At 58.8% G+C, this 11,742-nt stretch carries 8 protein-coding genes; 3 read left to right on the forward strand and 5 right to left on the reverse strand.

Annotated features, from left to right (window positions below; translation table 11 throughout):
* Positions 1–68 precede the first annotated feature (68 nt).
* Complete coding sequence (gene acs / locus IEY43_RS10300; protein ID WP_188948507.1) at positions 69–2,030, forward strand: acetate--CoA ligase; 1,962 nt, start codon at positions 69–71, stop codon at positions 2,028–2,030.
* A 113-nt stretch (positions 2,031–2,143) separates the two neighbouring features.
* On the opposite strand, the gene IEY43_RS10305 is transcribed toward acs, so the two are convergent.
* Positions 2,144–4,027 (reverse strand): BCCT family transporter, encoded by a 1,884-nt coding sequence (locus tag IEY43_RS10305; protein ID WP_188948508.1) that lies wholly within the window; start codon positions 4,025–4,027, stop codon positions 2,144–2,146.
* Positions 4,028–4,764: 737 nt separating this feature from the next.
* On the opposite strand from IEY43_RS10305, the gene IEY43_RS10310 reads away from it, so the two are divergent.
* On the forward strand, positions 4,765–5,193 hold the full coding sequence (locus IEY43_RS10310) for a Fur family transcriptional regulator (RefSeq protein WP_188948509.1): 429 nt from the start codon (positions 4,765–4,767) through the stop codon (positions 5,191–5,193).
* 94 nt (positions 5,194–5,287) lie between these two features.
* Positions 5,288–7,471, forward strand: a complete 2,184-nt coding sequence (katG, locus tag IEY43_RS10315) for a catalase/peroxidase HPI (protein WP_188948510.1) — start codon at positions 5,288–5,290, stop codon at positions 7,469–7,471.
* A 383-nt stretch (positions 7,472–7,854) separates the two neighbouring features.
* Here katG and IEY43_RS10320 read toward each other — a convergent pair whose 3' ends face one another.
* The 4 genes from IEY43_RS10320 to IEY43_RS10335 all read right to left on the reverse strand — a co-directional run bounded on the left by IEY43_RS10320 (position 7,855) and on the right by IEY43_RS10335 (position 11,493).
* Positions 7,855–8,364, reverse strand: coding sequence for a hypothetical protein (locus IEY43_RS10320; RefSeq protein ID WP_188948511.1), 510 nt, complete (start codon positions 8,362–8,364; stop codon positions 7,855–7,857).
* A 104-nt stretch (positions 8,365–8,468) separates the two neighbouring features.
* Positions 8,469–9,815 (reverse strand): hypothetical protein, encoded by a 1,347-nt coding sequence (locus IEY43_RS10325; RefSeq protein WP_188948512.1) that lies wholly within the window; start codon positions 9,813–9,815, stop codon positions 8,469–8,471.
* Between the two features lie 2 nt (positions 9,816–9,817).
* Positions 9,818–10,573, reverse strand: coding sequence for an ATP-binding cassette domain-containing protein (locus IEY43_RS10330; RefSeq protein ID WP_188948513.1), 756 nt, complete (start codon positions 10,571–10,573; stop codon positions 9,818–9,820).
* A 722-nt stretch (positions 10,574–11,295) separates the two neighbouring features.
* Positions 11,296–11,493 (reverse strand): hypothetical protein, encoded by a 198-nt coding sequence (locus tag IEY43_RS10335; RefSeq protein ID WP_188948514.1) that lies wholly within the window; start codon positions 11,491–11,493, stop codon positions 11,296–11,298.
* Positions 11,494–11,742 lie beyond the last annotated feature (249 nt).

The raw sequence follows: 11,742 nt of genomic DNA on the forward strand, positions 1-11,742 counted from the left end.
ACCACCGGATCTTCTGCACACCCCGATCGCTACCACCGAAATTCGTATTTCAACCCAAGGAAACTGCAATGACCACCGAATTGGCATCCACTACAGCAGCCGCAGCCAAGGAAGCCCGCCACGAATTCTGGGACGAGGCAGCAAACCTTCTGGATTGGGAAACCCCTTGGCACACCACCAGCCAAATCATTCCGGCAGATCCCCAAGCCCAGCGCGGACCGCAGATCTCCTGGTACCTGGGAGGAACGCTGAATGCCGCGGTGAACTGCGCGGATCGACATGTCGCCGCGGGCAACGGCGAGAAGGTGGCCCTGTACTTCGAGGGAGAGCCGGGCGACCGCATCGCGGTCACCTATAAGAACTTGCAGGAACGCATTTCGCAGGCCGCCAACGCTCTGCTGGAATTGGGCATCACCAAGGGCGACCGGGTGGTCATCTATTTGCCGGTGCTCATCGAAACCATCGTGATCACCCTGGCCTGCGCCCGCATCGGCGCCATCCACTCGCTGGTCTTCGGCGGTTTCTCGGCCGAGGCGCTGAAGTTCCGAGTGGAAGACACCAAGGCGAAGCTGCTGGTCACCACCGACGGGCAGTTCCGCCGCGGCACCTCCGTGCCGGTGAAGGACAACGCTGACCAGGCAGTCTCCGGCGAAAACAGCATCGAGAAGGTGCTGGTCATCCGCCGCACCGGCGATGACATCGCGTGGACCGAAGGCCGCGACGTGTGGTGGCACGAGGTTGTCGAGACCCAGTCCACCGAGCACACCCCGGAGTTCTTCGACTCCGAGACCCCGCTGTTCATCATGTACACCTCAGGAACCACCGGGCAGCCCAAGGGCCTGGTGCACACTACCGGCGGCTACCTGACGCAGGCGGCCTATAGCTACAACCTGCTGTTCGCCAACCCGGACCATTCCCTGCGCGCCGACGATGTGCACTGGTGCACCGCGGACCTGGCCTGGGTCACTGCGCACACCTACGAGATGTACGGTCCGCTGGCCAACGGCGTCACCCAGGTCATCTACGAAGGCGTACCGAATGCTCCGCACCCGGGACGCCACTTCGAGATCATCGAACGCTACCGAGTGACCAGCTACTACACCGCTCCGACCCTGGTCCGTTCGCTGATGGGCTGGTTCCCGGAGGGCATCCCGGCGGACTACGACCTGTCCTCGATCAAGATCGGCGGCACCGTCGGAGAATCGGTGAACCCCGAGGCGTGGCGCTGGCTGCGCAGCCAGGTGGGCCGCGACACCGCCGACGGCATCGCCATGGTGGACACCTGGTGGCAGTCGGAGTCCGGGGCCACCATCCTCTCCCCGCTGCCTACCGACGCACACTTCAAGCCGGGCTGCGCTGCGCGCGCCCTGCCCGGGGTGAGCGTGGACATCGTGGATGCCGCAGGCAACACCGTGCCGCCGAACCAGCAGGGCAACATCGTCATTACCGAGACCGGACCGTCCATGGCCCGCACCGTGTGGGGCAACCCGCAGCGCTACTACACCAGCTACTGGCAGCAGTACGTCGAACAGGGATGGTTCCTCGCCGGGGACGGCGCCCGCTTCGATGAGGACGGGGACATCTACATTCTGGGCCGCACCGACGATGTGATCAACATTTCCGGCCACCGGCTGTCCACCATCGAGATCGAATCCGCGCTGGTCACCAACGCCGGCGTGGTGGAAGCCGGGGTCTGCCCGACCCCGGATGCCAAGACCGGGCATGCTGCCACCGCGTTCGTGGTCCCGCTGGACAAGTCGCTGATCGCGGTGGATCCCGATGAGGCCACCTCCGCACGCCAGGCAGAATTCATCGCCGCGCTGCGCGCCACCGTGGCCGAGCAGATCGGCCCGATCGCCAAGCCGCGCGATGTGGTGCTGGTGCCGGACGTCCCGAAAACCCGCTCGGGCAAGATCATGCGACGCCTGCTCACCCAGCTCTTCGAGGGGACCACGCTGGGCGACACGACAAGCCTGCAGAATGAGCCGTGCATCCCGGAGATCAACGAGATCTGCCGCGCCCGCGGCTGACCGCAGCCGTCGACCGCGCTGATTAACAAGCTGGCCGGGCCCGTGCATCATGCACGGACCCGGCCAGCTTGTTCAGTTCCGGCTGCCCTGCTGGGGCAGACCATCAGTCGATGTCAGGATTTCTCCGGACCCCGGGACTTCGGCTCGGCCGGGTCCTTTGAGTCGGTTGGTTCAGCTGGTTCGGTGGCCAGCAACACTTCGCGCTCTTCCACCACCGCGCCGCGCTCGGTGCCCAGCTTTGCCGCCTCGACTACCGGAATTTCGGTGGTCATCAGGCTGAATCCGCTGCCCTCATGGCGATCCACGCCGCGCGAGACCGAATTCTCCAGAACCTGGCGCGCCACGGTGCTGCGCAGGATCAGCGGATCGCGGCTCAGGTCCTTCCAAATGGCCACGCACAACAGCAACATGACGACGACAAACGGCAGCGCGGTAACAATGGTGATGTTCTTCAGGCCGTTCAGCGCCTCGGCCGGGTTGTCGCCGCCCGCCAGCAGCATGACCGCGGCCACCGCGCCGGTGGCAACACCCCAGAAAACCACCGATTTCCGTGTGGGGTTCTCTGCACCCTTTTCACTCAGGGCGCCCATCACGATGGATGCGGAGTCCGCACCGGTAACGAAGAAGATTGCGATCAGCAGCACGGCCAAGACCATCAGCACCACCGAGACCCATCCGGCCACCGGAAGCTGTTCCAGCATGTCGAAGAGGATCAAGTCGAAGTTGATGTCCGGGGCGCCGTCCACGATCTGCGCCAGCTGTGCCGAGGTATCCCCTGCGCGCTCGGCGCGCTCCTGGATTCCGATGGCGCCGCCGCCGAAGATCGCGAACCACAGCAGGGTCACCGTGGAAGGCACCAGCAACACGCCGGTGACGAACTGGCGGATGGTGCGGCCACGGGAGATGCGGGCGATAAACAGGCCCACGAATGGGGTCCACGAAACCCACCAGGCCCAGTAGAACACGGTCCATGAGGACAGCCATGAGGAAACCGCTTCATCTCCCGAGGCCGCCGTGCGGGATGCCATCTGCGGCAGGTCTCCGATGAAGGAACCGATGGCGTTGGGGATGACGTTCAGGATGAACAGGGTCGGCCCGCCGATGAAGACGATCAGGGCGAGGATGACCGCCAGCACCATGTTGGTGTTCGAAAGCCACTGGATGCCGCGCTCGATGCCGGAGATCGCCGAAGCCACGAACAAGGCCGTGAGGATCGCGATGATCACAACCAGGACTCCGGATCCGACCTTTTCCATCATGCCGGTGGCCTGGATGCCGCCGCCGATCTGCAGCGCGCCCAAGCCCAGAGAGCAGGCCGAGCCGAACAGGGTGGCGATGATGGCCAGGATATTGATGACGCGGCCGCCCAACCCATGGATGGCCCGGTCGCCGAAGATCGGGGTGAACATCGAGGAAAAGAGCTGCGGGCGCCCAAGGCGGAAGCTGCCGTAGGCCATTCCGAGTCCCACGATCGCATACATGGCCCAGGGGAACAGGGTCCAGTGGAACAGCGTGGTGCCCATGGCAGTGCTCAGCGCTGCGTCGGTCTGTCCCTCGACCGTCCCCGGTGGAGGGGACATGTAGAAGTACAACGGCTCACCGACGCCGTAAAACACCAGGCCAATGCCCATGCCGGTTGCGAACATCATGGAAATCCATGACACCGTGCTGAATTGCGGCTTCTCGTCGTCCTTGCCCAGCGGAATGCGCCCGAAATTCTTGGCCGCGACGACGATGACGAAGACGGCGAAGACCGAGGCCGCGATGATGAACAGCCAGCCGGTATTGGTGATGACCCAATCCAAGGCGGCATCGGCCACTGTGCCCAGGCCATCGGGGGTGACAAAACCCCAGATAATGAAGGCCAAGGCAAGCGCTCCGGCAATCCCGAACACCCAGTAGTCGATGCCCTCAAGCATGTACTTCTTCGGCTTACGCTGGCGAGCTGAGTGCAGCTCTCCAACGATCTCTTCTATTGATTGGTCACTCTGCTTCATTGCGTTCTTTCCCCACCAGCCAGGCAGGGGCCGAGCACATCGGCCACCTGACTATCGGGGCGCCAGCTCCCTATGCGGGGAACGCCATCCGGCTAGTGCATTCGGTTGAGGATTGCTTTGATTGCTTCAGTTCACTGAATCCAAGATCGACCCGCAGCACACGATGAAAGCTTGCGTGCCCGTTCCCATACTCTACGTACGAAACAAGCAATTCAGCGGAAAACTTTTGTCGTATCTTGATTCAAGCGGCCGTAATTCGGGCTTTTCCATCATTAGTTAGATCCACTGCAAGGTCAACCTTCACGGAACTCCACGCCCGCGAATTCCACGGAAGGACTACCAACATCTCCCGTGGTTCCGGGGGTTCTGGAACAGACTGTGAGTTTCGTCGCCGGCTGGATTTTCGCTTCTTTTGATGGCGACAAAGCGAAGTATTATTCAAAGAATATAGGCATCAATTTCACGGCACGATTAATTTGTCATTTGCTTTAATCGAGAATCTGAATATGCCGCCACCTCGGACGATTGGCCCGGGGTGCCACATCAGGCCTGCGTGGCGGGCAACTCACCCCGCCGCGAACCAGCGCGAGCACCGCAACGATATAAGTATAACCAGATGCGCATATATACACTTCAAAGTTAGATTTCAAATGTTCATTACACGTTCAGCAAAAAGTTACCCGTAACACACCGATTCTTATCTTGACTCATTCAAAATAAGAGGGCATGCTTGAAACATGACATCAAAGGCAGGGATCGAGCAGGTGCTGAAAGAGGCATCCATGCGGGTGACGCAACCTCGTGTTGCGGTACTCGCGGCGGTGACTGCAAATCCCCATGCCGATACCGAAACCATTATTTCGGCTGTGCATGAGGAGCATCCGCATGTGTCCCACCAGGCGGTATACGACTCGCTCAAGCTCTTCACGAGCTTGGGTGTAGTGCGTCAGATCCAGCCCCAGGGACACATTGCCCGCTATGAGACCCGCGTCGGCGACAACCACCACCATGTGGTGTGCCGCCGCTGCGGACATCTGGCGGATGTCGACTGTTCGGTCGGAGCGTCTCCGTGCTTGCACGCCTCGGACGATCACGGCTTCCAGATAGATGAAGCCGAAGTGATCTACTGGGGCATTTGCCCGGATTGCCAGGCCTTGAACAGCTGAAAAGCACCCCCTAGTTCCCAAGCCCCGCCGGCTGGCCCGAAAACCTCCCGACGGACGCTGCCCCAAAAACCCCTTTAACCGGAAGGAAGAGCATATGTCTGAGACGACAGCAGGTCAGTGCCCAGTAGTTGGCGCCGGCCTTGTGCACCCAACCCAGGGCAACCCCAACACCGAGTGGTGGCCCAACAAGCTGAACCTGAAGATCCTGGCGAAGAACCAGCAGGTTTCGAACCCGTTGGACGAAGACTTTGACTACATCAAGGCCTTCGAAGCTCTCGACATGGATGCCCTGAAGGCTGACCTGATCGAGAACATGACCACCATGCAGGACTGGTGGCCAGCCGACTTCGGTCACTACGGTCCGCTGTACATCCGCATGGCATGGCATTCGGCCGGTACCTACCGTTCGCACGACGGCCGCGGTGGCGGCGGAGCCGGTCAGCAGCGCTTCGCCCCGCTGAACGCATGGCCAGACAACGTGGGCCTGGACAAGGCTCGCCGCCTGCTGTGGCCAGTGAAGCAGAAGTACGGACAGTCCATCTCTTGGGCCGACCTCATGATCCTGGCCGGCAACGTGGCCATGGAGTCCATGGGCTTCAAGACCTTCGGTTTCGCCGGCGGCCGCAAGGACGTCTGGGAAGCAGATGAGGATGTCTACTGGGGTCCTGAAAAGGTCTGGCTGGACAACGACCGCTACACCGGCAAGCGCGATCTGGAAGCGCCGCTGGCAGCAGTCCAGATGGGCTTGATCTACGTCAACCCTGAGGGCCCGGACGGCAACCCCGATCCGCTGGCTTCGGCCATCGACGTGCGCGAAACCTTCCGCCGCATGGGCATGAACGATGAAGAGACCGTCGCGCTGATCGCCGGCGGCCACACCTTCGGCAAGACCCACGGTGCACACAACGTTGACCGCATCGGCGAGGACCCGGAGGCCGCAGGCCTCGAGGAGCAGGGCCTGGGCTGGAAGAACGGCTACGGCACCGGCAACGCGTCGGACAACACCGCGTCGGGTCTGGAAGTTACCTGGACCTACCACCCAACCCGTTGGGACAACGAGTTCTTCCACATCCTGTTCGCTTACGAGTGGGAACTGTTCGAGTCGGCTGCTGGCGCCAAGCAGTGGCGTCCGGTCAACGGCGGCGGCGCCGGCCTGGTCCAGCCTGCCCATGACAACCTGGATCACCGCGAACCTCGCATGCTGACCAGCGACCTGGCCCTGCGCTTCGACCCGATCTACGGCCCGATCTCCAAGCGCTTCAAGGAGAACCCGGAAGAGTTCGCCGATGCCTACGCACGCGCCTGGTTCAAGCTGACCCACCGCGACATGGGCCCGAAGTCCCGCTACTTCGGTCCAGAGGTTCCTGCAGAGGACCTGGCATGGCAGGATCCGCTGCCGGCCGCTCCAGAGGTTACCCTGGGCGCCAAGGAAGTTGCAGCACTGAAGTCCCTGATCAACGAGTCGGGCCTGTCGGTTCAGCAGCTGATCTCCACCGCGTGGAAGGCAGCTGGCTCGTTCCGCTCGTCGGACAAGCGCGGCGGTGCCAACGGCGGCCGCATCCGCCTGGAACCACAGGTATCGTGGACCGTCAACCAGCCTGAGCAGCTCAAGCCGGTCATCGCCAAGCTGGAAGAGATCGTCGAGACCTTCAACGCTTCCTCCGAGATCAAGGCGTCCTTCGCTGATGTTGTGGTCCTGGCCGGCAACGTCGGTGTGGAGCAGGCTGCACTGGCCGGCGGCCAGCAGATCGAGGTTCCTTTCGCACCGGGTCGCGTGGATGCCACCCAGGAGCAGACCGACGTCGAACAGTTTGCATGGCTGGAGCCGGTTTCGGACGGCTTCCGCAACTACGACTCGGGCTTCATCAAGCTGCCTACCGAGTACCTGCTGGTGGACAAGGCCAACCTGTTCGGCCTGTCCGCACCGGAAATGACCGTACTGGTCGGCGGCCTGCGCGTACTGGGCAACAACTGGGACGGTTCCGATCTGGGTGTCTTCACCGAGACCCCGGGCGCCCTGACCAACGACTTCTTCACGAACCTGTTGGCACCGGGCATCCAGTGGACCGCTTCCGAGGACAAGCAGACCTACACCTCGGCAGACGGTCGCTGGACCGGCAGCCGCGTGGACCTGCTCTTCGGTTCCAACTCCGAGCTGCGCGCCCTCGCCGAGGTTTACGCTTCGGACGACGCCAAGGAGAAGTTCGTCAAGGACTTCGCCAACGCATGGGCCAAGTTCATGAACTCGGACCGCTTCGATCTGGCTCGCAAGAACTAGTTTTTTTGCGCTAGGTTCTAGCTGAGAAACCGGTGGCCGCCGCCTTCCCGAGGGAAGGCGGCGGCCACCGACTTTTATCTTTAATCTAGCGAGATGCATTGACGGGTTACTGCCCCTGCTAATAAGCCGAATTCGACTCAGATCCGTCATTGGTAAGGTTCAAACCTCGAATCGACGTGAGCGATCAGTGAGCAAATCGCCCAGCGCGAGCGACATCGTCGACGCGACGAAAACCGGTTCTCTGTGCAAGCCAGCCTGCGATACGCGAAATTCGATCGTTCCCGCCCTACCTCGCTTAAATCATCAAAGTTGCAGCCGTTGGCCAAAAAATCAGGGTTACAACTGAGATAGACCAGTAAGTTCAACTTCTCTTGACTTCGCAATTAGACTTTGGGTCCCTTGGCGCCGCCCAGCAACGAACGTCTCCTAAGCACAAAGAGAAGAGTCAACAAGGTGCCCAGAAAAATTGTGTATACCGCCCACAAATTGCCCAGATCCCTATCCAAAATCCAAGCCCAACCACGCGTTTGCCCCAACGAGTTACGTGCAAAAATAGCTGCAATCAACAAATAAACAACCGGCACAAGCGATGCAAACCGTTCAATCCCCAGCGCCCGCGACACAGACCAAAGCACCAAGAACCCGGCAACATCCCGGGTCAAAAGCACAGCCACAGCACTGTCCCCAACAAGGATTCCAGTCGTGGAGGAGACTACAAACACTAGAAGCACTACCGCTGCAGCCAAGGCCATCGAATGGGCAACTACGTTTCTTACAGAGGCGAATGTCCAGAGCATTTCAGCGCTTTGAATCGAGCCACCAGCAACAATCGCGACAACTAAACTAGGGATTACCGGTGCAGGCATCGTTGAAGTACCCAAAAGGGCGCTCATAAACGGGATGGGAAGGTCGACATTGCCAGATACCGTTCCCACCACACCAGCAACAATTACAACGGATGCTATTAACCAGTAGTGTCGAGTATTTAGCGCCCATTTCACCGGGGACCAACACCGAGCTGCGCTGGAACCTGACACTGGCTCAGCTGACGGTAGGTCGACGCCGCCCAGTCGTTTTGCGACTGTTCGTCAAATCCACTGAGTACCTGCCACTGCTGAGCAAAGTCCGTCTCTCCCGGCTCCGAAATCAACTCTAAGAAGCTCGTGTCAGGAATACCCTCACGTTCTTCTGAATCAAGGATTTGTAACGCCGCAGCCTGGACACTCCAAACCTTGAGCACTTCACTCCACCCATAAATATCCGTGGAAACATCGTCACCACACTCGGTATTGGAAGCAGCCACCGCGAAAGTACTAGCAGCCGATTCCAGCGCAGCCGAACGCGATTGCCCTGGTGCCGCAACAACATTGGCGACGCCCTGCGCCGACAACACCGGCTCATGATCTCCACTAATCGAAAAGACTTGGGTTACCTTCGGCATTCCCCTAGCAGCAAGCACCGTGAACGTGTCTGCATAAACGTGCCGAGTATCGCCCCTAGCCAACTGAGTAGAGAAGAGACAGACCTCAGGAACACTATTTGAACACTGCGCGTCCGCGAGCGGCCTAGCTACCACTGGATTCACCCCAACATCACGGGCCGCAAATAGACCCAGTGAAGTACCTAATCCAAGCGTCGCAATACCCGCTACGAGACGCAACCAGTTCCTGTTCCCACGAGGCCTCAGTTTTCTACTATCGACGCCACCTGCCATCAGAACAAGCCCGACAAACCCCGCGAGTGAGAACACGATCAAGGCAACAACCGCAGATATGTCCACAGTCTCGCTTGGAGAGCAGCACCCTTCCAAGGCAAGCCCCGCCAGATACCGGACTGGTACGAAATCGAAGCTCCAAGCAAACCCAAGCCAAAGGTAGGAAAGCGCCAGGGCAAAGGGAACAGCGAAACGTGGCCGTAACCACGTACCCAAAAAGACTCCGATACCAGCGTGGAAGAGCAACGCACACAGCAATCCCACGGTGATGAGAACGGGGAATCGATCAGGTGCTGAGCCAGCTTTGTCCAGCAACACGAAGATTCCTGACATCTGGACGATCGTTCCTGCAACAAGACAAGGCCATAGTCGAACGGCAACAACCTCGATTTTGCTACGGACCGATACTTCAGTCATCCCGCAGCTTGCTCGATCACGTCCAACTTCTAGGGCGGCAGTAGTACTGACCAATGACGCAGAAAAGATAAGCAGGAGCGCCGAAGCCGCAACTGCCGCTTCACGCTGGGCAATGATCTGCAGGCTCGGAACATACTGTTGCACATACAGGACAACTAGACCTATCGCCGGAGCGAGCAGCCACCACGCAGGTCGTCGAGTAACGGGAAGCATCCTCAGATCTCACCTTCGACGAAAGCTGCATAGGCTATGCGAACTCGGTCCCGAGGGTCAGTAATGTTCGCTGGCGCTACATTCATGAATTCACTAACGGAGCCATTAAATCTGATGCTCCCGTCAACAAGCACTACTACGTGGTCGAAAGAACCATCAATATCTTCCGTCTGGTGAGTAGAAACCACGGTTACATGCTCATCACTGAGCGTGGCCAGGATCCGCCGAAACCTATCGCGCTGTCCAGGGTCAAGACCAGCCGTGGGCTCATCAAGGAGAACAACCCCAGCTCGATGCACTAAGGCACCTGCTAATCCCAGACGTCTCTGTTGCCCGCCCGATAGTTCCGTGGCCTTCTTACCCGATAATTCATCTAAGCCGACAGCATGGACAGCCCAAGGAGCTTCGTGTTTAGCCAATCTACGCGACATCCCTTTTAACCACCCTGCGTACATAACGTGTTCCATGACGCTAAGACCGGCTACAGGGGAGAAATCTTGGGGCAACCAAGCAACGAGCCGACGAAATTTTCGCAGCTGACGGGAAGTGATCCGGTTTCCATTGGCACGGGTTATCTCAATAGTCCCTGCAGAAGGCGAAAGCACACTAGCCATCAGGGAGATTAACGTAGATTTCCCAGCTCCATTTGGACCCAACAGAGCCGTTCTTCCCGGAAGAAACGAAACATCTAGATTCTGAAAAATTTTCGATTCTGATGCATAGCCGTAGTCCACGCCGGATATTTCGATATTCTTCATTAGAAGTATTGCTTGACCGACTTCGCAGTCAGCTTCACTCCACTGTCGAGGCCAGCCACCTTGGAAAGCTTAAAATGGTACCGATCTGGTCTCTGCATTTCACCCCAATTGAAAGTGCCGCAATTGCTGGTCCTAGATCCCATGTTCTTGTCGGGCAGAAGACCCCTTTCATCGAATAAGTTAAGCGTTACGCTTCCTACGGGCTTCGAACTTCCCCATGTCTCAGAGCAAGTTTTTAACACCGTTTTGGTAGCCGCTTTGTCCTTGTGGCTGTCCTGCCAAGACCGCGATTTAAAACCAGTTAGGGCATTCGTGATTGACGAAGACCAGGAACCTTCAGCCATAGCAGGAGCTGCAGCAACCAAACTTCCCCCTCCCACGAGAACAGCGACCAGTGCAGCTGCGCGAATCTTTTGACCCAGCATTTTTATCCACCTCGACAAACATTTAGACTTAATTTTCTCACGTGATATTACTATTCTTGACGCTAACTGTCTAATTCCGAACGCCAACTACTCAGATCCTGCAATCTAACACCTTTGCACGGATAGGGTCTTTGAACGCTGCGACCGTCGGTTCTAAATCATCGCGCTGAATATTACTGATCAAGTTCTTCGCACCATTCCACAAGTGCTTAATCGGTTGAATGGGCCGGAGCGCTCGAATGGCAGTTAAACGGATGAATATCCTGCGGATCCTGGCCCACGTCATTTCCGTACGAATCAATTGGTTTTTCTGACAGGCCGCGATCCCGCACAATTATGCTCTTTCCCCCAGTTCAGCTCCACCAACGTCTGCACGGCCTCCAGAATCAACCGGTTATCGTCGCGGCGCAGGTAGAGTCGTGGAATCCGTGCGGCCACGAACGTGTTCTTCTGCCGGGTCGCGCTCTGCGCTGCGGTGCCCAGCGCAGCGTTCACAGAGGATTCCCCGCCTCTGGTATGCGAAGACTTACTGCGTCCGGCCGATTCGTTCTACCCCGGGCAGACCTCCGCCCACGTTGCCAAGTACGCCGCACGAGAAATACGCTCAGGTCCACGCCGATCTCGGGAATGATCACCTCAGAGGACGTGCTCGAAAGCCCCGGGATTGTGGAGATTCCCGGCTCTTCAGGATTCAGAGTGTAAACGTGGCCTGAACCCGCCGGTCTCCAATAACGACCGTGCGAT

It is taken from the genome of Glutamicibacter protophormiae, from assembly GCF_014647495.1.
In the GTDB taxonomy this organism is placed as follows: Bacteria; Actinomycetota; Actinomycetes; order Actinomycetales; family Micrococcaceae; genus Glutamicibacter; species Glutamicibacter protophormiae.